Source organism: Pseudodesulfovibrio halophilus DSM 5663 (assembly GCF_059568665.1).
The window spans coordinates 405,060-431,099 of sequence record NZ_JCANTV010000008.1; the positions used below are offsets into that span (position 1 = coordinate 405,060).

21 protein-coding genes are annotated in these 26,040 nt (G+C 55.0%); 2 read left to right on the forward strand and 19 right to left on the reverse strand.

Going from position 1 to position 26,040, the window contains the following annotated elements:
- The first annotated feature begins 216 nt into the window (after window positions 1–216).
- Window positions 217–2,424: a hypothetical protein gene (locus BR24_RS04035; RefSeq protein WP_496540217.1), complete on the forward strand. Its 2,208-nt coding sequence runs from the start codon at window positions 217–219 to the stop codon at window positions 2,422–2,424.
- Here BR24_RS04035 and BR24_RS04040 read toward each other — a convergent pair.
- Window positions 2,417–3,460: a glycosyltransferase gene (locus BR24_RS04040; RefSeq protein WP_496540218.1), complete on the reverse strand. Its 1,044-nt coding sequence runs from the start codon at window positions 3,458–3,460 to the stop codon at window positions 2,417–2,419. The genes BR24_RS04035 and BR24_RS04040 overlap by 8 nt on opposite strands.
- Window positions 3,461–3,551: 91 nt before the next feature.
- On the opposite strand from BR24_RS04040, the gene BR24_RS04045 reads away from it, so the two are divergent.
- On the forward strand, window positions 3,552–5,168 hold the full coding sequence (locus tag BR24_RS04045) for an SGNH/GDSL hydrolase family protein (RefSeq protein ID WP_496540219.1): 1,617 nt from the start codon (window positions 3,552–3,554) through the stop codon (window positions 5,166–5,168).
- On the opposite strand, the gene BR24_RS04050 is transcribed toward BR24_RS04045, so the two are convergent.
- From BR24_RS04050 to BR24_RS04135, 18 genes are all read right to left on the reverse strand, one after another.
- Window positions 5,165–6,154, reverse strand: coding sequence for a GHMP family kinase ATP-binding protein (locus BR24_RS04050; protein WP_496540220.1), 990 nt, complete (start codon window positions 6,152–6,154; stop codon window positions 5,165–5,167). The two genes, BR24_RS04045 and BR24_RS04050, sit on opposite strands and share 4 nt — an antisense overlap.
- Window positions 6,155–6,204: 50 nt before the next feature.
- The gene (locus tag BR24_RS04055; RefSeq protein ID WP_496540221.1) at window positions 6,205–7,056 is read right to left on the reverse strand and encodes a glycosyltransferase family 2 protein; all 852 of its coding nucleotides are present in this window, start codon (window positions 7,054–7,056) and stop codon (window positions 6,205–6,207) included.
- On the reverse strand, window positions 7,053–7,616 hold the full coding sequence (locus BR24_RS04060) for a phosphotransferase (RefSeq protein ID WP_496540222.1): 564 nt from the start codon (window positions 7,614–7,616) through the stop codon (window positions 7,053–7,055). The genes BR24_RS04055 and BR24_RS04060 overlap by 4 nt, the downstream gene beginning before the upstream one ends.
- Before the next feature lie 192 nt (window positions 7,617–7,808).
- The gene (locus tag BR24_RS04065) at window positions 7,809–9,644 is read right to left on the reverse strand and encodes a DEAD/DEAH box helicase family protein (RefSeq protein WP_496540223.1); all 1,836 of its coding nucleotides are present in this window, start codon (window positions 9,642–9,644) and stop codon (window positions 7,809–7,811) included.
- 1 nt (window position 9,645) lies between these two features.
- Window positions 9,646–11,154, reverse strand: coding sequence for a hypothetical protein (locus BR24_RS04070; protein WP_496540224.1), 1,509 nt, complete (start codon window positions 11,152–11,154; stop codon window positions 9,646–9,648).
- Between the two features lie 41 nt (window positions 11,155–11,195).
- Window positions 11,196–12,215 (reverse strand): pseudaminic acid synthase, encoded by a 1,020-nt coding sequence (gene pseI, locus BR24_RS04075; protein ID WP_496540225.1) that lies wholly within the window; start codon window positions 12,213–12,215, stop codon window positions 11,196–11,198.
- A gap of 11 nt (window positions 12,216–12,226) precedes the next feature.
- Entirely contained in the window at window positions 12,227–13,705 is a 1,479-nt protein-coding gene (pseG, locus tag BR24_RS04080) for a UDP-2,4-diacetamido-2,4,6-trideoxy-beta-L-altropyranose hydrolase (protein ID WP_496540226.1), read from the reverse strand.
- On the reverse strand, window positions 13,702–14,463 hold the full coding sequence (locus tag BR24_RS04085) for a cytidylyltransferase domain-containing protein (RefSeq protein ID WP_496540227.1): 762 nt from the start codon (window positions 14,461–14,463) through the stop codon (window positions 13,702–13,704). The genes pseG and BR24_RS04085 overlap by 4 nt, the downstream gene beginning before the upstream one ends.
- A 1-nt stretch (window position 14,464) precedes the next feature.
- Window positions 14,465–15,769, reverse strand: a complete 1,305-nt coding sequence (locus BR24_RS04090; RefSeq protein WP_496540228.1) for an aminotransferase class III-fold pyridoxal phosphate-dependent enzyme — start codon at window positions 15,767–15,769, stop codon at window positions 14,465–14,467.
- On the reverse strand, window positions 15,766–16,662 hold the full coding sequence (locus BR24_RS04095) for an aldo/keto reductase (protein ID WP_496540229.1): 897 nt from the start codon (window positions 16,660–16,662) through the stop codon (window positions 15,766–15,768). Before BR24_RS04095 ends, BR24_RS04090 begins: the two co-directional genes overlap by 4 nt.
- On the reverse strand, window positions 16,659–17,792 hold the full coding sequence (gene pseC, locus BR24_RS04100; RefSeq protein ID WP_496540230.1) for a UDP-4-amino-4,6-dideoxy-N-acetyl-beta-L-altrosamine transaminase: 1,134 nt from the start codon (window positions 17,790–17,792) through the stop codon (window positions 16,659–16,661). Before pseC ends, BR24_RS04095 begins: the two co-directional genes overlap by 4 nt.
- Complete coding sequence (gene pseB / locus BR24_RS04105; protein WP_496540356.1) at window positions 17,789–18,772, reverse strand: UDP-N-acetylglucosamine 4,6-dehydratase (inverting); 984 nt, start codon at window positions 18,770–18,772, stop codon at window positions 17,789–17,791. The genes pseC and pseB overlap by 4 nt, the downstream gene beginning before the upstream one ends.
- A 29-nt stretch (window positions 18,773–18,801) precedes the next feature.
- The gene (locus BR24_RS04110) at window positions 18,802–19,890 is read right to left on the reverse strand and encodes a glycosyltransferase family 4 protein (RefSeq protein WP_496540231.1); all 1,089 of its coding nucleotides are present in this window, start codon (window positions 19,888–19,890) and stop codon (window positions 18,802–18,804) included.
- 97 nt (window positions 19,891–19,987) lie between these two features.
- Window positions 19,988–20,680: a GNAT family N-acetyltransferase gene (locus tag BR24_RS04115; RefSeq protein WP_496540232.1), complete on the reverse strand. Its 693-nt coding sequence runs from the start codon at window positions 20,678–20,680 to the stop codon at window positions 19,988–19,990.
- A 2-nt stretch (window positions 20,681–20,682) separates the two neighbouring features.
- Window positions 20,683–21,633: an aldolase/citrate lyase family protein gene (locus tag BR24_RS04120; RefSeq protein ID WP_496540233.1), complete on the reverse strand. Its 951-nt coding sequence runs from the start codon at window positions 21,631–21,633 to the stop codon at window positions 20,683–20,685.
- Window positions 21,634–21,688: 55 nt separating this feature from the next.
- Window positions 21,689–22,213, reverse strand: coding sequence for a winged helix-turn-helix domain-containing protein (locus BR24_RS04125; RefSeq protein ID WP_496540234.1), 525 nt, complete (start codon window positions 22,211–22,213; stop codon window positions 21,689–21,691).
- 122 nt (window positions 22,214–22,335) lie between these two features.
- Window positions 22,336–24,144 carry an ABC transporter ATP-binding protein gene (locus BR24_RS04130; protein ID WP_496540235.1) on the reverse strand — a complete coding sequence of 603 codons (1,809 nt, stop codon included), beginning with the start codon at window positions 24,142–24,144 and terminating at the stop codon, window positions 22,336–22,338.
- Between the two features lie 815 nt (window positions 24,145–24,959).
- Window positions 24,960–26,039 (reverse strand): SGNH/GDSL hydrolase family protein, encoded by a 1,080-nt coding sequence (locus tag BR24_RS04135; RefSeq protein WP_496540236.1) that lies wholly within the window; start codon window positions 26,037–26,039, stop codon window positions 24,960–24,962.
- Between the last annotated feature and the right edge of the window lies 1 nt (window position 26,040).

The following is a 26,040-nucleotide window of genomic DNA, read 5'->3' on the forward strand; positions in this document are numbered from 1 at the left end:
TGGAGGGTGTTGAAGGTGGCTGGTGAGTTGCGCGAGAATAAACCCTCCCAATCGCGCAAGTCAATGCCGGTTTCCTACTTTATGCCTTGCTCCTTTCTGTGAAGAGACTCTTTGGCGTTGACGGCTTTCTGACTAAAAAGATAGTGAGTCTGCATATTCGTCATGCAGTTGCAGTCCTTTGTGGACGGTCCTTAGCAAGTATCGAGATTATATCCAATGAATCGGTCCGTTGTCCTGAAATGCCTAGTTCTTATCCTGGCTGCCGCGGTTGTGGCTGCAGTTTTATTGTATAAAAGCCATGAGTCGATTGTTGGGGTCAGTGCTCAATTGGGGCAAGGCGCGGATGAGTTCTCGTTTTCCGCGCAGGAGTCGCTGACGGTGCAGCGCGGTGCTGACGGCGAATATGTTTTGCGTTCTGGTGATGTCGTGGCGGGCGCCGAGGTAGTGTCCATCACCGCCAGATACGAGGGCGGGAATCATCGTGTCGCCTACTTTGAATCCTCATGGTCTGAAGATGGAAAGGTGGAGTATGAACGAAGCTGGGGAGATCCGGGGATTAGTTTGACCCCCCAGAGAAATGGGGGCCGGGTCTCGGTAGTAGTTGACCGACCGGACTATCTGACTCCGCTACTGGGTATTCTGGGGTTGGTGCAGGCGGTTTTTCTGCCCGGTTTCATACTGATAAAGCTCTTTCGTTTCGACAGGTATGGCGGGCTGACCACCATGTTGCTGTCCTTTGCCGCAAGTCTGCCGATAAACACCTATCTCGCTTTCGGACTCGTCTTTCTCAAATCGTACGATCAAATGACCATGCTGACGATAGTCTTGGTCGAACTCGCAGCGCTTGCCGGCATAACGGTGTTCTACTCCGGCAGCGATTCTGTAAAAGCAAGTTTCAGCGAGCAACTGTATGGGGCGATGGCTGCCAACAGTGGTAGGCGAAGTGTGGGCTGGAAGGTTGTCTGGTATTGCAGTGCAGGTATAGCCGCTGTTGCTTTGGGCTACATACTGTATAATACCTACCAGACTACAGGTTCGGTCTTTCTCGGTTGGGACTCCCGCCTTTCATGGAACAGGTGGGCCGTCAATCTGGCGTCTGGGATCATGCCTCAGGGCGCATACGATTATCCCCAGCTGATTCCGGCGGTATGGTCGATCCCTTATGCGTTCATGGGGGACATGCTGGAGGCGTTCCCCAAGGGGCTGGTCCCCCTTTTTCATCTTGCGATTTTCTGCATCTTTTTTGATCTCTTCTGCAAGACCCGGAATCCACTCAATTTGCTCTCGGCCGCGCTGACCCTTTTCCTTATGGAGTGCTTGCTTGAAGGAAGGGCGTGGCAGGGGTTTGTCGACGTACCCATTGCCACAACAGGCTTTGTCGCCCTGTATGCGATCCTCCTAGCGCAGAAAATACCGGGGAGACGGGAGGCGGAAAGGGTGCTGCTGCTCGGGGCCCTCTTTGCAGGAGCCAGCGCTTTGACTAAGCAGGCCGGGCTGTACATGCTTATCGCATACCCCCTGCTTGCCTATTTCTTCGTTCTCAAGGACAGACCCGGCGCGCCTTGGTCCCAGAAGGGGATACTCGCGAAGATTTGTTTGCTGAGCGTGGCTGTTCCATCTTTCTGGTATGGACACAGACTGTATCTTCGCATTTTTCACGGTTACTATCCCACAAAGTTCGTCAAGCTCACAACGGTGCTGCACGCTGGCAGGGGGCCGTTGGAGAGGCTGGTCCATGCGGTTTCTTTTATACGCAATCTCATCGGGACCGGTGCATTGGCAGCGCTGTTCGGTTCTGTGCCACTTCTGGGCGTTATGGCGCGCGGCAGTCGCCCGGTGGCGCTCATCGTCGTCATTCCTTTCTTTTTTCTATGGGCCCTGTTGTTCAGCTATGACGCGCGAAACTTCATGTTTGCCATACCGTTTCTGACCGTGACGATCCCGTTGGCTTTGCGTCCCGACAGGGAGCCTGAGAAGAGAGTGGAAGCGGCCTCTGATTTCAGGGGACGTGGCGTGGTGTGGAGCCTTGCGGTTGCGGTATGTGTCGCTGGCGCTTTTCTGCTGCCGCCCAAATCGGAACTGCTGCATTCCCAGACTCTTCAGCACATGGACTCTATCAGGCCCAAAGTTCATGGGCTGCTGTACGATGCCTACCGCAATGGGGAGCTCGATGGAGATGTCCTGGCACGTGGTGATGTCCTGAGCTTTCTCCCGATTTTTACCGAGCGTTCGATCAAGGTTGATCTCGGAGACTTCAGCGCTTTTCTGGCGGCCGCCGACGAGAAGCATGCAGCAGCTGTATTCTACAATACCAACGACCCGAGAAACGCTCCTGTGCACAAGTATGTCAAGGAGCGAATCCGAAGCGGAGAGTATGCCGTCTCGGGAAGGATGGACGGCTATCTTCTCGTGTTGATCAAATAGAGTCGGTGTGCCTGCGGAAAACGAATGTGTTGAGAACAGTGAAGCTTATGAAAAACAGTGTTCCTTCAACAAGTGCCTTGCTCAAAACTACATTGAGTCCCCATACGTCGTGCATGAGCATTATCATGTGGTAGGAGACCAGCATCAGGGCGATGACGGTGAAGCTGTATTTTGCGAATTCTATGAGGATTTTTCCTTTAGAATGAAAGACGAATGTCTTCCCGAGCAGAAAATTGTAGCTGCCTGCAACGATGCGGGCTGCGATGATGCTTTGAAGCACGCTGTAGTCGAGTAGAAAAAGAGTGGAAAATGCCAAGTAGTCGAGAAACGCAGTCGACAGCGCCAAGGCCGAAAACCTAAGAAAGACGAAGTAAATCTTGAGCGAGTCGAGCAGGATATTGAAGTGCGAAGACTTGTTTCCCGATTCGTAGATGGTCTGGATCGGGACTTCGTGTATTGGGACGCCGTCCTTTGCTGCCTGAATGAGCATCTCCAGTTCAAATTCATATCCCATCGAGGATATGGTCATGATTGATTTGACAAACGGGTTTGGGAGTGCTCTGAGACCTGTCTGGGTGTCGGATATTTTCTTGCCGATCAGGAACCTGAAGATTTTGTTGGTGACAGTGTTGCCCAGCCTGCTCCTGAACGGAACACCCTGACCGAATGTGCGCATGCCGAGGCAAAGTGCCTTGGGTTTTGAAGCAAGGGTGTCTATGAGGTGAAGGATGTCATTCACCTTGTGCTGACCATCGGCGTCCGCAGTGATTATCCCTCCCGCCTCTATGGCCATGTGCAGGAGATAGTGGTTGAACGCGGTCTTGAGGGCCTGCCCCTTGCCCATGTTTACGGCGTGCCTGAGCAGTGTGACCCGTTCATTGCCGGAGAGTTTCGCGAAGATCGCCGAGTGCTCTTCTGAGGAACCATCGTCCACTATTATAACATGCAGGTCTTCCCTGGCCTGCAATAGTTGGTCGACAAGGTCGAGAAGAATCGGTTGCGGCTGGTAGGCTGGTATGGCGACGACGGTGATCATATCGTTAAGGTGGTAGGCCGGGTTGGTTGAAGGGAGAAAGGCTTGCAACTGTTTTTTTTTGTAATCAGACTGAATGTGCGACGCTTTGGGAATGAGAGTATTGAAGAATATCATTGTATCGTTTTTGCCCTACGCAGGATACTGCTTGCTTCTCGTCGGGAATGCCTTGATCGTATCCGGCAACATCAACGGCCCTTGGCCGGGAATCGGCAAAAGCATGATGGCCGCCGGTGGGCTGGCTTTGCTTTTGCAGGCGGCGATCTGCCTTTTTGATAAGCAGAATAGCGGTAAAATTGCAAAGGTTTCCTTGATTCTCTCATCCTTGATGGCCCTGTTGCTGGTGGGAGTGGTCGAGTTTGTCCTACCTGCGACGGGACAGGATTATACTTTCGAGCAGGTCATGATACAGGAGCGCCTCAAGCGTCGGAACAGCGAATCAGTTTCCACCTTGCGAGGCATCGAGATCCGTGAGTCTTACAATCACCTCGGGTGGAGAGATAAGGATTGGGGCAGAAAAACCGGTAAGCGCATTATGCTGGTCGGGGATTCCTTTCTGGAGAAGATGTCCAGCAGGACTCTGGGGCAGAGGTTGCAACCTCTGCTTGATGCTCGAGTGGGCGGAGCGGAAGTGGTTTCGCTCGGTCAGGCCGGCACTGGCCCGCCTCTTTACCGAAGCCGCCTGATGCAGGGAGGATTCGACCTCTCACCGGATTTGGTTGTAGTCTTTCTGTTCGCGGGAAATGATTTTGATACCGCCTATACCTATTCGCCATATGTTCACCCCTTGCTCACGGTTTCCGAAAAGGCCGCGGAACGTGTTGCGCGCGAGGAGGATATCCCTGCCGGTGCCAAAAAGCGCCTTGCCGATATGGTCGGACAGTCATTCCGCAGCCGCGATCGCTTTAAGGCCCGATTCTCTGGTGAAGATTATGCCCGGCATGCAGTTCAGGCTGCATACCAGTACGGGCTGGCATATTCTCCGACATGGAGTCCTGAATACCCCAACTTCTCCCGTTGGAATATCGTCAACAGGACCGTTGATCTTCTCAGAATGATTCAGGCCATTGGTCATGGTGGGAACACAACGGAGAACAGGGTATCCGCAGGGAAGTTTGAAGCCGTTTTTTCCCTTCCTCGAGAAGAGCGGCTGGATGCGATGGAAAAGGTGCTGGCCGAGATGTTGAACCGTGAGCAGGCAGAGGTGGAAGAACGCCTCTCCAGAATGTCGGATTCCTTCAGGGCGGAACTGATTGAAGAATACGAAAGTGCCTACTATCTCATCAAGGCGCTTGAGTATTCGTTCGAAGGCCCCCCCGAACGCCCGACAGTTTCCGCTGCAGAGCTTGACCGGGTAGCTCGGGAGTATGCTCGCCTGTTCTCTGACATGGCGGCCTCGGCTTCCAGCCACAACGCATCTATCCTGTTCGTTATCATCCCCGAGGCCAGTGTCGGCGATGCCGATTTTCGAGAAAGCTGGATGCCCGTCTACAACTATGCGGAGCATTTCAGGGTGCAGACTGCAATAGCCAGAAGATCGGTTTCACTGTTGAATGACGATGCACTGCTGCTGGATCTTCACGACTACCCTCAGGCTTTGCGCGGAGGGTACTGGACCTTCGACGGCCACTGGAATGAGCGGGGCAACTCTGCAGTGGCCGAGATAATTGCCGGCCATGTAGCTGATTACCTGAGCAGTCCGGCCCCCTAAACGTAATCGTTGAATAGGATCCTGGATCCGTGGGAATCTATTTCAAGAGGGATTGAAGTGCACCCGAGAGCCTCCTCCAGGCGCGCGTGATCTTTAGATTGAAGCAGAAGAAACCCGGTCCCGCCTGCACCGAGCAGCTTGCCTCCCGTCGCTCCGTTACGCATGGCCTTTTCGTACAGCATATCCACATCCGAGTTCGCGATGCCCTTGTCCAGCTGCTTTTTCATGCGCCAGCCTTCATCCAATACGGGGCCGATATCGGCGATGTCTCCACTCTGAATAATGTCCTGCAGTTGCTCCACCTGTTCTATCATCCGCGAGAGTGTGTGATACTTCTTGTCGACATCGTTAGCGGAGTTCTGTCTCGAGAGAATTTCATTGGCGCTGCGAGAGTTGTTCAAATAGTAAAGCCTGAGGCTCTGCTCAAGGGCGGCGCGACGGTCGTCGTCGATTCCTACCGGAGACACTTCCACTGACTCGTCCGCATTGAAGTGTATGACGTTGACCCCTCCGTGAGCCGCGGCATACTGATCCTGTTTACCAATAGGACTTTTGAGGTCCTGTATTTCAATCTCGCAGGCTTCCCGGGCGATGCGCTCGCGCTCCACCTGCTCACCCTTCCAGCCATACAGACCGTGCAGCAGGCCGACTGTAAATGAACTGGACGAGCCAAGGCCCGTTCCTGCCGGAATGTCGGCAAAGCTGGCGATTTCCATGCCGTGCGGCAGGTCGAGGCGCCGCAAGCTCTCACGAATGATCGGGTGTTTGATCTCCTCAAGGCAGCCGACGTCCTCGGTTTGCGAGTACTTGAGTCGGATGCGGCTGTTGCGAAAGTCCGGGTGGAGGTATGGATGGATGGCAATGTACATGTATCGCCTGATACCCATATTCAGGACTTTGCCTTGACCCTTGCTACGGTAGAACCATTGGACGTCACTGCCGCCGCCGGCAATGCTGACTCTGAAGGGGGTACGAACTAGAATCATGATATTCTCGTGACGGTGTAGTTGGTTGAAAAGGACACTTTCTTGGCGGCTTATGCGGCGTTGAGTCTGTGCCTGATGACTTTGAGTATGAAGGAGGGCGCATTGCGCAGGATTAATGCCCACCCCTCGCGTGCCAATCCGCCTCCCTTCAGGACATAATAATAGCCTAGCTGGCCCTTGAGGTGGTTTCGCGTCGCCCGTGGCATCTTGTGCCCGTGCCGTTCCAGAAACAGCCGCTTGCCCGAGAGTTTGAAGCGGTTGACATTGTTCCCGGACAACTGACTATGAGTGTCGTAGATGCAGTGGTATACAAGCGGTTGTTGCAGAACATCGACGGTAAGGTCGGCTTCCAGACAGCGGATGAGGAAGTCCTTGTCCTCGGAGGCGAGCAGCTCGGCATCGAAGCCCCCCATGGCTCGGTATGCCTTGGCCAGAACTAGGATATTGCTTCCAGTGACACCCAGATTAGACCGAAAATAGTCCTGTTTGGGAAAATCCGGCGGAAGGTGTTTGCCGGGTGACACGGTTTGTCCGGTCTTGTTGTCCATCCAGGTGAAGACAACGTCCGCATTCCGGTCATCAAGGCGGTCAAGTGCGGTTGCCAGATAGTCTTCGTGCCAGAGGTCGTCATCATCCAGAAACGCCATGACCCTGCCGGAGGCAGCTTCGGCTCCGGCGTTTCTTGCGCCTGAGGGCCCCAGATCGTCAGTGCGAACAAAGCGGACAGGGATGGTGGTAAGCTCAGGCAGCCGTGGTGCAAGACGTGGCTCGATAGGGGTCGGACTTCCGTCGTCGACAACGATGATTTCTTCCGGTCTCCGACGTTGCGAGTCAACCGTTTTTATCGCGTTCTCAAGATGGTGCAGTCTGTCGTGGGTTATGATGACCACAGAGCAGTTCATGGGTCGTTCCTTTTTGAAACGGTTGTATCGATTTTGTTCAGCAACACCTTGTATTTTTTGACCTTGGCACTGCCGAAACGACCGTAAAGGCGCAGAGCACGAGTCTCTTTTGCTGCCTTCCAGAGGCTGTACGCAGCGAGTTCGCTGCAAGATGTCTGGCGTCCTGCAAGACACGGCTCCGTTTCAAGGAATGTGCCCAGGCGTTCTATCCATGAGACACTTCCATCTGCGCAGACGTGGTAGTCAATGAGGTCGAAAAGCCTCGAGGAGTTCAGGCTGAAGTTGCTCCAGTCGATGAGTTTTATGTCGTCTCCTCTCAACATGATATTCCCCGCGTGGAAGTCCCCGTGGGCAGAGGAGGAGGGCAGGTATATGTCGGAAAGGAATCGTTGGTACTTTTCAGGGGTGAGCCCGCATGCCGACAGAAGAAATTCGAGCTGTTCCCGGTCTATGAGCTCAATGGCTGGGACCGTCGGCATTGCCTCTTCTGCCTCGAGGGCGGAGGTGAAGAAAGGCTCCATTGATTCCGGTGAATAAGAGGTGGGGGTCAGCCGCTCCATCAGCAGCAAGGGCCCCAATGACGATATCTGCGGAACGTACTGGGCATAAAAAGGGTCCCGTTGTGCTTGGCGCAGTCGCCGAGATTCGCGCATGGCTTCTCTTGTCGCCCCTGTCCCGAAGGGGATGCGGGCCACTCGGCGGGGACCGAGCAGCAAGAGTGCGTTCATTTCCGTCAAAAAAAAGCGAATCATTTACAGGGCCGCCTTCACTGCTTCCAACGCCTCGTGCTTGTTCAAACCGGTGACATCGACAAGCGTCCTGCGCTTTGCCGGGATGAGGTCGAAGGCCAGACGTATTTTCTCGTGATCGTATTCTATGCGTTCAAGCGAGTTGTCCGGTTTGCGGGCATGAATTTCCTCGGGGGCCGCCCTGAGCCATATGAGGTTGTCGATTCGGGGCAGTGCGGCGCCGTAAATGCGGCTTGCGGCACCTTCTTTTACAAACGGGTAGATCGGGATCCTGTCGATGATGTGGGGCCGGGTCGGGTCCAGTGAACGTGCTCTGAGGAAGAGGTCAACTGGGAGGAGAAGCCATTTATAAAGTGGCCACCGCAAGGTGCCGGCCTGACGGTAACCGTCCAGTGCCTTGAAGTGGTGATGTTTCATGCCGAAATACACATAAACGGCATCCCCGAGCGGTCCTTGCCTCAGTGCGTTGGCGATGGTCGTCTTGCCCACGCCGTCAGTGCCCACGAATGCTATCCTGGATGGTCTGCGCATCCTGCTGGCGATGCCCTTCATGACATTTTCAGCGATCATCCCGGCAACCAGTTCAGGAGGAGTCGACGTTGTGTCTATGATTCGGGCTCGCGGCATTTTTTGCTGATACCAGTCGCGCAGGTTGGCAATCTCTTCGCGGGAATGCTTTCCTTTGCGTCGGATAACTTCTTCGGGTTCCGCCACAAGAAGAAACTCGGCCCCCTGAAGACGGGAGAATAGCTTCGAGGCTAGCACCGGGAACCATTTTTTGAGCCGGGACTCCTTTCGATATTTGAGTTCCAGGTCGCTGAGACTCCGGTCGTACAGGACTATGAATCCGAGGGCTTTTCTCAGCTTTCCTCCAAGAAGTCGAAGCACCAGTTCAATGGTCGAAGTGTAGGGCCAGACGTGGTTCAGGAAGGGGAAGCGACCTTCACGCCTCTTGTTTATCCACGCGTTCAAGCGTGACCATGTGTTCCTTCCCAGATAGATACGCCTGGTTGGAGCAACGGGACTCAGCATCCTTTCGAGAGCGTCGGTAGTCGTTGTCTTTCCTGCTCCGTCATGTCCGGCGACAAGGACTTCCGCTCCGGTGCCGATTTTGGTGCGGGCTATCGGCAAGATTTTACGGGCCCAACCGTTCAGACGATGCTTGGGGCGCGAGTGGGCTTTGATCCGCTCGATGACCGGATGCGTGGGGGCTTCCTGCTCAAGCTGCCTCCTGATTTGATCGGCTACGGGCTTCAGGGCCGTGGGGCCGCTTTGTGCAAGGCGGGAGATCATATCCTCCCATCCGGAGCCGAGGTATCGCTCAAGGTGCCGTGCGCCCCTTTCCCGCCGTATTTCGGGTGAAGAGGAGAACTCGCTGGCCAGCTTTGTCAGATAGCTGTCGTCCCAGTTTTCCTTGGCCACCACATGGAGAAGCCGCGTCACGAAAAAGTGGGCTTGGTTTATGGTTTTTATCCCGAGGCTCTCTATGGCGTCGGTGATCATTTCTTCCTCGTATGGAAAGCGGTATTCCTTGAAGCGCTTTGAGCCAAAACGGCAGGCAAAATGGACATGAAAGGCTGCAAATCGTCCGCTTTCGGGATCAAATCCACGAAATTCAATCAGTTGGTCGTCAAGCGTCGCAGGTGATTCATCGTCTACAACGAAACCGCTCGCGCTCAGGCTGTCAAAGACCTTTTCGCGGTCTTTATCAAGGAAAAGAACATCGACGTCATTGCCGCCCCTGAGGGAGTCCTCAAGGTTTTCGAGGCTCTTCCATGCGGCGTATCGAACCCCGCGCGCGGTCAGGTCCGAAAATACAGTCTGGAGGCTGGAGAGCATGCTACCTCGTCACCCTTCGGATTTCCTGAACGTAGAAATCCACAAGTCTGTCCGTGCCTTCGGGCTTCCCTTGCTCCCAGATCGCATAATACGGGACTTCCAGTCCGACGTCGTAGTTGGCGGCGTAGTAGTTTACCAGCTGCTGCTCGTATTCTTCAGAGTTCAAGTCCATGGCGAGGACTTCCTTGATCTTGGCGGCAAGGGTCGACATGTCGGTGTGTTTGTGCACATTGGGCAGGCAGGCGGTCTTTCCGAGTCCGCCCAGCTGAATCGCGGGGACATGCATCATCGCCGCTTCGGAGAGAATTGTGCCGCTGGGGGCTACGAGCATGGCGGCGCGCTTCATGATGTCATATGAAGGCGTTCTGTGATCTATGAGCTTGACGTTGGGCGTCCGGGCCACTTTCTCCAGATATGAAGGGGGGCGCTTGCCGACCATTGCGGGGTGTTCCTTCACACACAAGGTATAGTCACCGGGCATGGACATTGCCACCTGCCGCGCGGTCTCAAGCTGGTTGTTGAAGAAGGGGGCATGGACATCGATGGATGCCTCGGGCTGAAACTGAAGCGGGAAGAAGATGAATTTGTCCAGTTTCTCAAACGGATAGTACTGCATGTTGCAGGTTCTCCATTTGTAATACTTGGGCATGAAGTGGTCACGCAGGAAGACTCGAGGGTTTTTGTAGTCGATGGTCACCCCGAGGTTGCTGTGCCTTCGGGACTTGTCGGTTCTGTAATACTGGATGCACTGGATAAAAGGCATGACCTCTTTGAGGACCCGAGCCTTGAAATCCAGCTTCTTTGCAGGGGTGCGGGAAACGACGGATTTGACGAGGCGTTGCCTGAAACCTTTGATGAATTCCTTGGCCTTCGCTTCGTTGGGGCTCTTCTCTCCTCGACAGAGCTCCTCATACCGGTCGTGCATCGGGCCGTCGTCCATGAGGTAGCCCATGTCGAAGTAGAACAGGCCTCCGATCTTGGAGTCTGTCAGCGCCAGGGTGCGCACGCCGCGTTTCCGCGCGAAGAGGTTGAAGATGATATGTTGCAGCCCCGCGTGGTTCGGAACGACGATTATCTCGGGGTCGAAGGTGTCGAAGATGGTGCGTATGTTTTTGAAAATGGCTTTAACGTACGCAATGATGCCATCGTCATCTATGTTTTGCCTGAAGCCGTAATAGTATTTGTCGGCATATGTCTTCACATGGTTGCGCATGGTCTGGACCAGCGGCCAGATGCTGTCGATCCCGAGTTCCTTACATATTTCCGTAAGGGAGACGTCGTAATCGCCAAGGAATTCCTCGGGATTCTCCTTCACCTTGTCAGCGTTGAAGATGTGCTCGTACGTCACCTCGGTCTGCGTCGTCGTAAACAGGTGCGTGTTGTGCTTGATTGTGAGCGCAGCCAGCCTGCATCCTTCGGCCTGCAGGCGTTTCGCCAGAGGGTGCCCGACATTCAGGCCCCAGCCGCGCTGCTGAAAGATGAGAACACGTAGGTTGGCAAGTTGAGACATTATGATCTCCGTGGAGTATGGCGCAGATTTTCGTCTTTGCGTTAATCGATCAAATCCCAGGCAAGCGGGGTCCCCCTGCTGATTGCCGTTTTGGCCTTGCGGCCGAGGATTTCATCGCGGTGCCGCGTGTGCAGTCCCATTGCAGGGCGAATTGAGCGGACATTGGCCTCCGTGAACGTATCGCCCTGATCCATGTCTGCAGTTACAAAAAGAGAGCGACGGTATTTTCCCGAGGACTTCTCCGACTTGCCCGGACCGTAGGAAGGAGATCCAAGGGCTTTTTCCACGGTCCGAATCGCCTGAACCATGTCTGCAAACTCTTTTGGTTCCATGGAAAAAGAGCTGTCCGGTCCCTGGTCGTCACGGGAGAGGGTGAAATGTTTTTCCACTATACGTGCTCCAAGCGCCACGGAGGCCACAGCGACAGAGGAGCCTAAAGTGTGATCGGAAAGCCCCGTGGCGACGGAGAAGCGCCGGGCCATATCGGGAATCGTGTTGAGATTCATCGCTTCCGGAGGGGCAGGGTACGAAGAGACGCACTTCAGGAGCGCCAGTTCGGTACCTCCCGCCTGATGAAACGCGGAGACCGCTTCTTCGATCTCTGCTTTGGTGGACATGCCGGTTGACATGATAACCGGCTTGTTCGTCCGGGCGACCTTTCTGATCAGGGGGATGTCGACGAGTTCGAATGATGCGATCTTGTAGCAGGGCACGTTGATCGTCTCGAGGAAGTCAACGGCGGTTTCGTCAAATGGTGACGAGAACAATACGATGCCAAGGTCGTCGGCGATCCGCTTCAGCTCAGGCTGCCACTCCCAAGGTGTGTAAGCCTCCCCGTAGAGTTCATGAAGCGTGCGTCCCTCCCACGGGGGGGTGTCGATGCGAAAGAGATCAGAGTCGCAGTCGATCGTGATGGTGTCGGGGGTATAGGTCTGAATCTTTACGGCGTCGGCACCAGCCTCGCGGGCCGCATGAAGTATGTTTACCGCCTTGGCGAAGTCCTGCCCGTGGTTGGCACTCATCTCCGCAATGATGAAAACCGGGGTGTCTGGAGTGAACATCGGTTGTTGACCTACCTGAGTTGTTTCGATTCATATCGCAAAGCAGTATCGGGTTCCAGTCCCCTGTCCGTCAGGGAGAATCCTGCATGTTCGAACATTTTTCGCGAGATGTGGTTCTCGGGTCTCACAAGGGCGACAGCAGTGGCTCGGGGATGCGCTTGTGCAAGCCACGCAAGCGCGAGGCGCACCATTGTGCCGCCGATGCCGAAGCCGAAGCGCTCCGGAGCCGTGCCGATGCTGATATATGCTTCCTTCCCTCTGATTTCAAATCGAACCTGCCCGACAGGTGTCCCTTTCGAATTCTGTGCGATGAAAAGATGGCAATCGCTGCTGTTCAGCCTGCTGTCCAGCCATTCTAAATGGGTCGCCCTGTCAATCTCATCCTGACAGAGCGAATTGCATCGCGTGATCGGGTGGTTGCGCCATGTCAGTAGGAGGTCAGCGTCATGTTGTGTTGCGGGGCGCAGGGTAATGCCGGAGCAATACATGCGCTTTGCTACTCGGGATGCGCCTGAACCGTCAACGAGCTGCTTTCCGGCGGTAGCCATGCCACGCCTTTTCGCCTGATCGTTTAAGAGAGCTTCAGCCAGCGTAGCGAGCGTGTCCATGGACTCCGGTCCGCCAATGCATATCCCCGCGCCCCTTGCATTGGTTTCAGCGCAAACGCCGCGCTGATTGTCTGCCGTGCGGACACAGATGAAAGGCACACCCAGAGCACAGAGCTCCCAGCACGTCGAACCGGCGGCTGTGACGGCTAGGTCGGCCCAACTCATGAGGGGGGCCATGTCCGCGACATCGGAAAGAACTTCCGTTGTGAAACGCACCTTTCCAAGAGCCGAAGTGAGCCTGTTCCTGTGTTGGTATGAAGGCCCCAGAACCACCTTGATGTGCAACTCGTCTGCGTCGAGTCCGGAGAGCGCTGTCAGGGCAGCGCTGGTTGCATCGGCGGGATCGGCTCCACCCATCGTCAGGAGCAGATTGCGGGCTTTGGCGGGAATGGAGGTGGCGTGCGTGGGGTACTTGCGAAATTCGCGACGCAACAGAGTGAAGCGACTTCCCAGCAGCAGCTCTGCGTCCGAATTAATGTCGTATGGGCTTTCAGCTGCATTCGGGGTGTAGTTCAGCAGAATGTCTGCTTCATATTGCCCTCTGTCGCAGACGTCATCGACCACGAGGGTCTTGAACCCGGCTGCTCTCATGTCATGCTGGTAAGCCTTGTCAAACTGGTAGCCGTCAATGGCCAACCATGAACTGTCCTGAACAAGGCTGTAGAGCACTTGCCTGTCTTTTTGCTGAGAGGGCGATTCAAGGGAAACGACTTCGAACCCTTCTTTGTCGAGCAGCGCCCCGTGCCTTTCGACTTCGCCGACGAAACGAACACGACCGCCCAGATCTGTCCATGCCTGAGCAAGGGCGATCATTCGCATGACATGGCCCGCACCTATCGTGGGGGTGCTGTCGGCTCGTATGGTCAGCATTTCGCCGTTCACCGGGATTCTTCCTCGTCGGCAAGTGACTTCATGAGCCCCTCGTTTCGGACTATATGGGTATTCATTGACCGTATCGCCGGGGCCTTCTCGAGGAAATTCCTTACGTCGTCAAAAGTGAAGCCAAGCCCGAGGGTGGGGACAAGGGCTTCAATCACAGCCTCTACAACAGCGAAATCTTCACTCTCGTCGACGGTAACGCGATAGAGGCTGTCATCGGTTTCGTTTTCCAATGCAAGAGTCTGGAACAGCTCCGGGTGGTTGCGGAAAAAGAGGGTCGCGTGCTCTTTTTCCGAAGACAAGAGCGCCTGCTCACTGGCGATCTTGAGGGCATGAAAGGAGAAGACTTCGCAGTCAAGCCCTTCGGCAAAGCTGCTCCCGGTGAAGACATAGTCGGCCTCATGCTGGAAGAACTCTTCGGCGACCTTGTCGCAAATCGCCGGCTCGCACAGCGGACAATCACCGGTCAAGCGCATGATGTGCTTGGCCTCGAACGTGCGGGCAGCATCATGGTATCGTTCGAGGACGTTCTCGGAAGACCCTCTGTAGCAATGAATTTCGCGTTCTTCACAGTACTGGGCGATGGCGTCGTCCTCGGCGAGTCGCGTCGTGGCTATGATGATGTCATCTACACTGCTGCAACGCTTTATCCGTTCCATCAGGTAGTCCAACAGGGGGCGACCCATGATTGGCATGAGGACCTTCCCCGGAAGACGGGTCGACCCCATCCTGGCCTGAATTATTGCTGTGACGCGCTTCATTCTATGCAATCCTCTTGAAGCCCGCTGCGGATGGTGATCCTTTGAGGAGTGCCGCCGGGTCGTCAGTGCTCCCCATCACTTCGAAAACCTCGTCGCAGGCCTGAAGATATTCGGCGATATCGTCATCGGAGTGGGCGTACATGGAGTAGTAGAGGTTGGACGCGAGAATGCCCTTTTCAAGCATCAACTGGACAAAGAGGGCCTTTTGCGTCAGAGCGTCTTTCCCGGGGAACGAAAAATGGGAAAGCGGTGGAATGCCGCTTATTTCCAGAGTCAAGCCATGGCGCTTTGAAAGCCGTGACCATCCCTCCTGCACGGCTTCACCGAGTGTCTTCAGCCGGGATGAGACATCGAGCTGGATATGTTTCCGAATGGTTGCCAGAGCCGCCACGGGGCCTACTCGCTCGGTCCAGTTGGTGGAGCTGATGAACGTGTCCTGCGCAGCCTGCATGAATTCTTTCTTTCCGATGGCTGCGGCTATGGGGTAGCCGTTGCCGAGGGCCTTGGAAAAGACTGCCATATCAGGGCGCGTCTCCGAGAGCTCCATGTGCGCGCCGGATGAGCAGAGCCTGAAGCCGGCGGAGATTTCGTCGAAAATCATGACGGCGCCTTGGGCGTCGGCAATCGACCTGACCGTACTCAGAAAGTCAGGGTCGGGCGGCGTGTTGCGGATGGGCTCCATGATGATGGCGGCAAGGGAGTTTTCCGAGGCGATCGCTTTCAACTCTTCAGGGTGGTTGTAGCGAAAAGGCAAGGCGGTCCCGGAGAGACCGGACGGAACCCCGGCAGGGTCAAGACCCGGCAGCAGATGTTCCCCGAGCGCGTTTTCCGTCCCGACGTTGGCGGCAAGATACCAGTCGTGCCAACCATGATAGCCGCAAAAGGCGACCTTGTCCCTGCCGGTCGCCGCTCGAGCAATCCTGACTGCCATGGCCATTGCCTCCCCGCCGGCGCGGGTGAAGCGGGCCATGTCTGCCCATGGGTGGATGTCGCACAGGAGCTCAGCCAGCTCGACCTCCTCGGGGCAGTTGAGCGAACTGCTTGTCCCCAGCCTGATAATGTCCACCACGGCCCTGTCTACATCCGGGTCTGCATAGCCGAGGACATTCGCCCCGATGCCGGCGATGCTCATGTCGAGGTACTCGTTTCCGTCGAGGTCCCACACTCTGGCGCCTTCGGCTCGCGAGTAGTAGGTGGGCCAGGTTCCGTAAGAGAACATGTCGGGCCTTTTAGAGAGAAGCTGGGTCATTCCCGGAATGCGGTCCTTGGCCCTGCGCTGCATGTCGAGGCATCTCTCATTGTTCATTCTGTCTTCTCCCAGAGGGTCGGGTTCACGATTGAATCTGGAACATCTGCAAAGCTCTGCTCGATCTCCCTGAGTGCAACCCCGGAGATGCTGGCGTTCCAGTTCACGATGTTTTCATTCACTTGGCAAAGAGTCTCGGCTCCGAAAAGGACGCGGCAGCCCGGACAGGTCTGACGGATGTAAGCCATGGCCATTGCAAGCGGCTTGATGTCATGTCGTTTGGCAATATTTTCAAACTTCCTTACGTGCGGCACTGCCTGGATCAAATGATCCGGAACATCTTCAGCGCGCATGGCGAGCAGTCCCTGAAGAAAAATGCTCCTTATGTATACGGTCATTCCCGCAGCTTGGGCGCGCGCTGGAATGTCGTCCTTCAGGAATCGCCTGTCAAAAGCACTTGCCGGAATCTGGAGGCAGGTCAGGCCTTCCGAAGCGATGGCTCTTTCCGCGGCTGCCGGAGAGTAGACCGATATCCCCAGGTGGTCGACAAGTCCGTCCTCGACAAGTGGAAAGAGTTTGGAGGCGAGCTGTTCCCAGTGTGTGCCGTCCTCTTCCGAATGAAGCATAAGGCAATGCAGTTTTTCCACCCTGAGCTTTTCAAGGGCCTCCGCCACCTGCTCCCGAATGCTGGCAGCTGCTAAAGAGCGGCAGTCCCCGAGTTTTGTGGTGATCCTGACCTGAGTGTTTATGTGAAGAGCGTCGAGGGCATTGCCGAGCACGTCTTCGCTCTCGCCGTATTGGCGGGCGGTGTCGAATTCCCTTATGCCTCTGTCCCACGCAGCCTTGATGATCGTGTTCGCCGTTGCCTGGTCGGGCTGGCCCGACTGGTTGGCGACTCCGTAAGGCATGCCTAGCTGTGCTGTGCCGAGAACCAGACGCTCATTTTCATTCATTTTTCCAGCAGCTCCAGCCCGGTCTGAATCGTCATGACAACGTGGTCCTGCTCCTCGCGCGTAAGGTCCGGGAACATCGGAAGGCTTAGCAGCTTCCGGTACTCGCTTTCTGCGACAGGGCAATCTCCATCCCGGGTGCCAAGATTGTTCCGGTAGTAGGAGTGAAGATGGACGGGCCTGTAGTGTACGTTCACGCCGATGCCGTGATCCCTGAGATAGGTGAAAAGCTCCTGCCGCACTTCCGGTGACACTTTGACCGGATAGAGGTGGTAGGAGTGCTTGACGTCTGCAGCGACGGAAAGAGGCGTGACTCCTGCAACACTGCTGAAAAGGTCGTCATAACGGCGGGCAATCTCCCGGCGTCGTTGAACGAATAAGGGCAGCCGTTTGAGCTGGCTGTTTCCAAGGGCGCACAGAATGTCGGGGATTCGCAGGTTATGCCCCAGCTCGACCATGTCGTATGCCCAGGTGCCTGATTGCTCTCGTTGCTTGAAGTCCGTCGTTATGCCGTGGTTCCTGAAAGTGCGCATCGCGGTATCGTATTGCTTGGAGTCGGTCAGGACCATTCCGCCCTCTCCGGTAGCGATGTGCTTAACCGGGTGAAAACTGAAGACGGAAATGTCCGCGAGAGAGCCGACCATGCGCCCCTTGTATTCGCCGCCAATTGCATGACAGGCATCTGCGATAAGACTCAGACCGTGTTCGTCGGCAATGTGTCTCAAGGCATCCCAGTCGCAGGGGTGCCCGGCGTAGTCAACGCCGACGATCGCCCGCGTTTGAGGCGTTATCTTGTCCGCGACCTTTCGCGGGTCAAGCAGAAGCGACTGCTCGTCGACGTCTGCGAATACCGGCTTGGCGCCGGTGTACAGGACGGCGTTGGAGGTCGCGGCAAAAGTGATGGGAGGGACGATGACTTCATCGCCTTTTCCGACTCCGAGGGCATGCATGGCGCAGTGGAGAGCTGCTGTGCCGCTATTCACGGCAACGCCGAACCTGCTCCCCGCAAATGCTGACAGGTTCTCCTCAAAGGCAGCCACTTCAGGGCCTGTCGTCAGCCAGTTGGATCGCAAGACGTCACAGATTGCCGCGATGTCTTCTTCGGAGATGGACTGTCTGCCGTATGGGATCATAGGTTTTCGATGTGTTTTTCGAGTTCGGCAACCGAGAGCCAGTCGGCGTTGTCTCGCGAGTTGTATTCGAACCCCTTGGGAACCTGCTTTCCGAGCTCTTCGTTGAATCGCATTGTGAAGTATTTGAAAGGCGGCTTGATGACATAGTAGTCATCGAATTCGACAGTGTTGACAGCCTCGTCCTGAGGGATCATCACTTCATGGAGCTTCTCGCCGGGGCGGATGCCCACCACCTCTGTCTTGCAGTCGGGGCAGATCGCACGCGCAAGGTCCATGATGCACATACTCGGCAGCTTGGGAACGAAAAGCTCCCCGCCGACCATGCGGCCCATGCTCTGCAGGACGAAATCAACCCCTCTTTCCAGCGTGATCCAGAAACGAGTCATCTCAGGGTCCGTAATGGGGAGCACGCCTTCGTCGCGTTTCTTCAGGAAGAAGGGAATGACGCTCCCCCTGCTGCCCAGCACATTGCCGTATCGTACGACCGAGAAGAAGGTGTCGCGGTCACCGGCGTAGGCGTTGGCTGCGATGAAGAGTTTGTCCGAACAGAGCTTTGTCGCACCATAGAGGTTCGCGGGATTTGCTGCCTTGTCGGTGGAAAGGGCAATGACTTTCTCCACCTTGCAGTCTATGGCTGCGTTGATGATGTTCTGCGCCCCCATGATGTTGGTCTTGATAGCCTCCAAGGGGTTGTACTCGGATGCGGGGACCTGCTTCATCGCGGCTGCGTGAATGACATAGTCAACGCCTCTGAATGCCCTGTAAAGGCGTTGCTGGTCGCGGACATCACCAATAAAGAACCGCAGCTTGGAGCCAAGTCCGGCCGAAGCGAAGGCCTGCTGCATTTCAAACTGCTTCAATTCATCCCTGCTGAAGATGATCACTTTTTGCGGGGAATGCTTTTGCAGCAGGGTTTGCACGCATTTGGTGCCGAAGGAGCCTGTTCCGCCTGTAATCAGTATGGTTTTGTCAGTGAACATAGTCGTTTCTTCCATTGCGCAATGTACGGTTAAACTTGATGAAAAGTCTGCTGCAGAACGGGTTGCAAGACTGTCTGCGCCCGTTTTCTCCACGTATGCTTTTCGTTGAAATCCTTAAGGGCTTGCTTTCCCAGTCGTTCCCTCAAGGAAGAGTCTTTCAATTCTTCCAGTGCGTTGCACCATTCGTCAGGGTCGTCTGGTTTTGCCATGACCGCGTTCTCCTCGGTCAGCACTTCCGTCAGCACCGGAAGGTTTGACGTGAGAATGGCTTTGCCGAATGACATGTATTCGAAAATTTTGAGGGGGGACATGAACGAGCTCGTATCGGCGCCCCCGCCGTACACCGTGAGGCCGGTCTTGTACGGCGCCAGAAGGATGTCGCATTGGCACCCGTAGGAAGCCGCCTCCCCGTGAGGGACATGACCGTGGAAATGAACGTTGGTGCTTGCAGCCTGCTGTTTTCTTGCCGCGACATCCTCGTCAGAGCCGCCGATGATGTGGAAGTCAATATCCGGTTTTCTGCGGGCCAGCTCAAGCAGAAGGTTGATGCCGCGGCCCTTATAGAGGCTGCCGATATATCCGGCCCTGAGGGCGCCGGGCCTTCCGGCGAGGGGAGGCGTCCCACATTTCGAAACCGGGTCGGCACCATCGTGGGCCACGAGAATTCGCTCTTCCGCCAAGCCGAAGGAGTCGGTGAAAATACGTTTCAAGGCATGAGAGATCAGAATGAACCTTTCTACATTCGCAGAGCGCAGCAGCTGCCGGTAGAAGAACTGGTCCAGCCGTGACTCGTGTACGGGAGCATGTGTCTCAAAGACGGTTCTGAAACCGAGCCGCGCTGCGGTGGCGCATGCACAGAAATCTCTGCCGTACACCAACTCGGGCTTGAGTCGTAATAACTCGAAAGCGATGGCGCTGCCAAAGAGTACGGACCCCATGACATTACGGTATGGGTTGCCTTGGGGGTGCAGGTAGGGGAGTTTTTTGACGGTGAAGGATCTCTGGACGCCATAGAAATCGAAAATGTCTTCCACGCCCGCTATGGCTTCCTCGTCTCTGTTAGGAGCCAGAAGAGTGACTTCGTGGCCGTGGCTCGCAAAAGCGGCGCACATCTTCATGACGTGGACGCTGTTTGCGGCTCTGGATGGAAGGATTGCGGGGGCGCAATATGTGAGCTTCACAAGACTGCTCCGTGAAAGGCTGCCGATAGCCTGTCTACAGGTCGAAAACCTTATCGTAATAATCGTTGCCCACTTCTTCCATGAACTCCTTGTACCGGTCGATGAATCTGGACTTCGGGAGCTTTTTTACGCGCTGGCGCATTTGGTCTATACCATCCCAGTATCGGCCTCTTTTTTCAACCAGAGTCAGGTAGTCTTCGTAGGTAATGGAGCTGACCATAACATCGGCAACCTCTCTTCCCTTGACAAAGGTGTTGCGTGTAATGCCTTCAAGACGATAACCAAGCAACTCCTTGCGCTGTTGCCAACCGGCAAGGTCGATATGCTGCCCTGATTTTATCCTGTCGATACCCATCGTAGACAGAGCGTGCTCGGTAACGCGAGCGATGGCCTCCATGGATATGTAGCCCAGCATCCGGCGATATCTGGTGTTGTCCAGTACCATCGCCATGGTGGCGCTTCTCTTTATCTTGTCTATTTCATTGAGGGAAATGACGCCGATGTAATCCTGCTTGTTGGATACGATGAGAAGAAGGCGTTTGTCCTTTTCGGACAAATAGAACTCTTCCTGCTTTCTTGGATCGTTGGGAAAATGACCCTGATCAAGGTAGCGGGTGAGTTGTGGGTTGTTGAACCATGAGTACCACTCGGATTTCTGGGCAAATTCCAGAGTTGGAATGCACAGGTCGATCAATTCGCCTTCGATAAAAACATCAAGTTGTTTCATGACTACACATCGCATCCGTTGTTTTTCAGATATCGGCAAGCTGCCTTGTATTCATGCGGGGTTATGAACTCTCCGAGTGTCGCGTGAACCGAAAAGCTCCTTCGACTGCACCTGTGAGCACGAAAGGCTTCCACGGTCTCATGGGCGAGGGCCAGGCGCTGTTCGTCGTCCAGGGCCCTTGAGGTCTTCCACTTGAAAGGCTCACCTGAGGGCTGCCGGCACTGTTGTGATTGCCCGATGTTGAGGGCTGTCCGGGCAAAGGGGCGGTCGCAGATTGCCTTGAGTTTTTCGCTTACGGCGCTGTACAACTGCTCGTTGTTCAATTCGCCGAGCGGGGTGTGGACATACAGGCACTCGTGGTCCTCCACAAGTCTGATGATCGGTGACACGACAGACCAGAACTCTTCGTTATCCTGCCTGAAAAAGGGCCAGTGCCCCGCATCAAGGCTGTAATCGTAATGGCCGTAGTGAACTGCCTTCAGCGAGTAGTCTGCCTTGTGCTCGAGAATGGTCGGGAGATTGCGAACTCCCTCAACGGTTTCGATGATCGGGATGATGTTGATTTCCGGAATGCCTGCTGCAGCGAAATCGCTCCTGCACCGGGCAATCATCTCAGGACTTTCAACCATGGGCAGCCAAATGGCGTTCCAGTTCACCGAGCGAGGCAGGTTGCCGATTGCTTCGACATCCAGCGCGTATTCCGGCGTGTCCATGGCGTTGATCCTGACCCCGATTCTTCCTTCTTCGAAGAGCAGGGGGAGCTTGCCCTGAAGCATTGCAAGTCCGTCGCGGGCCTGCGCCTTGAGGTGTGGTGTGTTTTCGGGGGCCAGCGTATCCTGAACACTGTCTTCGATATCGGCGATTATGGTGGACCCCAGCTTGAGTATCTTGGGGATCAGGCGAGACAGCGCCTTGGCTTTTATAAGGGGGACATATTGATAGCATTGAATCAAGAGAAGCCTCCGATGTGAATGTGTCGCTATGTTGGCAGAAGCGTCGCTTGCGGTGCTAAATGACTTTCCAGTGCGGGCGTTGCAGGAAAATCTTTCCCTTGGATTCCAACTCGTCGGCTCCAATGCAGGCGACACGGATTATCCGGTTGATCTTTCTTTCTGAAATCTGACGCAGGTCTTCAACCCTTGCCCTGTCGATATCGCCCACGAGAAGCAGATCAATGACGCCGGTGTCCCTGCCCTGTGCGTAGTCGTCAAGAATATACGCTTCTTCTAGATTGCCAATGCTCTGCACCAGCTCGTCCAATAATTTGTCGATTCCAAAGGTCTTGCGGACAATCGAATTGATCTCGGGAAAAAAAGGATGTTTTTGATTGGCCCGAAAAAAAACGCTTCTTCCGTTCTGTTCGCGTTCAAGGTAACCCGCATCGCTCAGTCTATCCAATTCTTCCTTGAGACTGTTCGGAGATGTGTCGAATTCTTTTGACAACTCTCTAAGATAGCAGGAGATTTCTGGATTCAGAAAAAGTTTGAGCAAGACCTTTATGCGTGTTTTCGATGAGAATAAGCTGTCCAACATGAGTTTTTTGTACGTATTTCCCGCGTAAAAAGCAACAGGGTGTTCGTGTCTAAAAGTGTCGAATTTTCAGTGCGAATGTGAGTGTGCTTCTCGATGAATTCTGTTCAGCGGGTTGCTCTGTGCTAGCCGATCTCGCTGATGATGTCGTCCGGAGCGCCGATCTTCCTTATCCTGCCGTCTTCGAGCCATACGAGGAAATCACAGTCGCGGACGGTGCTCAGGCGGTGGGCTACAATAAGCAGGGTGCGCTTGCCTTTAAGAGAGTAGATAGTGTCCTGAATTGCCTTTTCGTTGGCCCCGTCCAGGGCGCTGGTGGCTTCGTCGAAAATGATCAGTTCGGGGTCCGAGTAAAGAGCTCTGGCAATTGCCACTCTCTGGCGTTGTCCGCCTGAAAGTTTGATCCCCCGTTCTCCTATCTGCGTATCGAGACCGTCAGAGAGCTGTGAAAGAAAATCGATGGCTGCCAGGTCACAGCAGAGTTGGACCCTGTCCCTGTCGATGCAGTTGACGGGAATGCCGAAGGCGATGTTTTCAAGGAGAGTGCCGTCACATATGTAAGTGGACTGTGGAACGTAGCCGAGTGTGTCTCCCCACCCTTGTCCCGGGCTGTGCCTGAAGGGGGCCCCGTCGACTCGGATTTCTCCGGAGGAGGGCTTGAGCAGTCCGGTCAGGATGTCTACGAGTGTGCTTTTGCCGGCGCCGGAGCTCCCCACGATGCCGATGGTTTCTCCCTTGTTGATGGAAAACGAGACATTCTTGAGCGACTCTCTGTCCGCTTCGGAGTACTTGAATGATACCTCGTTGAAATCAATCCTCTTGTCAAAACGAGGGGGCGTTGCTTCCGTTTCACGCAGTTTGGTGAGGCTGCCCAGCACGCGTTCCTGCTCGTCGAGGTATTCGAAGTTCATTCGCAGGTAGGGAAGGGCTCCGCGAATCTGGCTGAGTGCCCCGAGGATGCGGCCAACTGCTGGCAGTACCCTCCACGCGGTGAGGCCGAGTAGCGTGATTGTGCCTGTGGTGACTACTGGGTCTTCGTCTGCGATTATCAGCAGGAAGCAAACCGTGCCAACGAGGAGAATGAAACCCACCATTTCAAGTATGAGCATCGGGAGCTTGGTATAAATCTGCTGCTCGCCGTTATGCTTGGTGATGGGGTGGGCAAGGTCGCTGAATCCATCGACGAATAGATTTTGCACTCCCTTGATAAGGACGTCTTTGATTCCGTGGATGGATTTGGTTGTCTGACGGGACATGCTGCGCCGGAACTCCAGACAGACTGACGCCACGCTGTCCAGCCTTATGCGGGTGATCTTGTATATGATGAATGCGATGCTGCCTGCGATAAGCAGGACGGAAAGGGAGATGGCTGGCTGAACAAAAAGAAGTACGCCAAGCATGGAGGCTACGATGACGATGTCGCTGATCAGCTGAAGGCAGGGAGCGATGAAATTGCGTCCGAAGAAAACTCGCCAGTCAAGAACACAGACGAGGTCTGCCGAATTTTGCTTCAAATGCCACTCGTAAGGCATGAACAAAAAGCCTGACAGCATCCGTTCGCCGTAAATAGCCTCGAGTTTGGTGACGTACCTGGCCTGATAGTAGGCTACAACGATATGCAGGACGTTTTTGATTATTATGGACGCGAGGACACACGCGCCAAGGAAGGGTACAACCGTATCCGGATTCGTTGCGAGGTGGCCTACAGGGGTGTCGACCAGCCACGAGAAATATGTCGATTCGACGGTCGTGTCAGGGGAAGCGATGGCTGAAATGAAGGCGGCAATAACGACCACGGAGGTCGTTTCAAGTGCAGCTACTCCAATGAGTCCCAACAGAACGCATATCAGTCGTTTGCGCAGCTGGGGGGAGACCCCCTTCAGAATCTTCGAGAAAAATTCGGCTACGCCTGTTGGCTGAAGTGAGTTCGACATGTAAATCCATCCATATGTTTAGGCAATGGGTGCAAAAGCGGTGCAAATCTTCTCGTTAAAGAACAGGCATTAACAGCAGGAGAGCCATCATTCTTATTCTGCGGAGGGAAGTCCGATGAAACAGCCGGTCAAGTCGCCACGCCGGTCGCCCGAGTTCTTTGCTGAGTGTGAAGCTGCATGTGATTTAGTATGTTACGGATGCTAAGGGGCTGCCGTATTTTCTCTTTGGTTCAACGTAGCGGACATAGCCTGTCGGAGGTCCTGCACAACAGTACGAATGCACGGCCGGGGTGTGCAAACAAATGCGGCGAACATTTCCCGAGTTGATATCCACACCGCCCGGCCCCTGTCCTCATTCGGCAGAACGAAGTATACGGTTGGCTCTGTCGGGTCATGCTCGGAACACCAAGCAAGGTGCTTGCATTGCTTTTTTGCCCTTCGAAATCGTATCCTTGTTTCGACCTTGCCGGAGCGTACCCCGCAGACGAAAACCGATACGCTTCATGACAGGCAAACGCAAGCGGGTGCGCAGGTCCGACACGCAGGCATAGGGCCAATGCTCTTGCCAGTGCTGCTCTCATGAAAGCTGAAACAGACAGTGGGCCCACCTGCAGTTCTAATCCTCTTCCTGCCGACGAAAGCATGGCGGAGAGCATGTCGTTCAATGCCCAAATGCAGCAGAAGCGTACATGGCCTAGGGGAAGCCGTATAGATGCGTGTGGGTGATGGACATCCCGAGGGCGGTATTATTTCAGCAGTCCGGGATGAAGGCCCGTGGGCATGCGCCTAAGCCGTGAAGCAACGCAGCTGAAGCCTTACTTCGTCTGGGAATCCATCAGACTTTTCCTGATCAATTGAGCGGCTATCATGTGGCCTCTTCCATTCCAGTGCGCATCCTGCGAGTGCTCGAAACGGAGCCCGTGCCTATGGTAGTCCCTGATGAAGGCAGGCGTCATGTCTATGGCTGTGAATCCTTTGCCGCGGGCCTCATTCAGGAAGAATGTCCGCATGATATCGAAGTAGCTGCCTTGCGTCGCTGAGATCCGGGCTTCGTCATAAAGGTGCGGCCTGCTGCCGTCCACGAGAAAGATGATGTCGTCCGGCGACAGGCCAGAGTACTCAGGCAACAGCCGGAGGAACTCCGACGCGGCGCGCTTGGAGTCGAGGATCTTGCGTTGGTCTGATGTTGCCAGCGTCTGACCGACGTATTTTGCGTCGTTCGGCGAAGAGAAGAGGTTTGCGAGTGTGCTCAGGGCATGCGTGTTAACAGCAAGATACATTGCCAGACGGGAATGACGAAGCAGGCGGCGCACCATGGAGGGCTCATACTCTTGGAGGTGAAGGGCAAGCCTGCCTTCGCCGGTCTCCTTGAAATAATGGAAGCCCGGCGACTGTTTGTATTCTATAAGGCTCTCGTCAAAGTCGTTGCCGACGATGACGAACGCCATTTTTTGCGGGGCGAACTCGTCGCGTGCGAAGCGGGCAAAGGCGAGGTACTGACTGAGAGGAGCGCCGGAGACGCCGAAGCTGTATACACGCCATTTGCCGCGCAGGGCTTTGGCAAGGCGACCATGGACTGTTTTTTCGTAGGGGACCATGGCCGCTTCGACGTAGGAGTCGCCGATGACTGCCAACAGGGGCAGCTCTCCGTCGGGATCGTAATCCTGGTCGTTAATGAAGCCGTAATTGTTGCTGCGAATCTCGTTTTTCAGCGAAAAGTCAGGAAGGCGGGACCATGTCGCGGTCCTGTCCGGCTCGAAATGAACGATCGGGTTGGCCCGATTGACCGGTTGCGTCCGCAGGCCTTCGTGGACTGGGAAAAAGCGTAACCCCAACTCCAGCACCAACAGGCAGAGCAGGACGGATCCAAGTGCGAGGAGCAGGTTCTTGAGCATG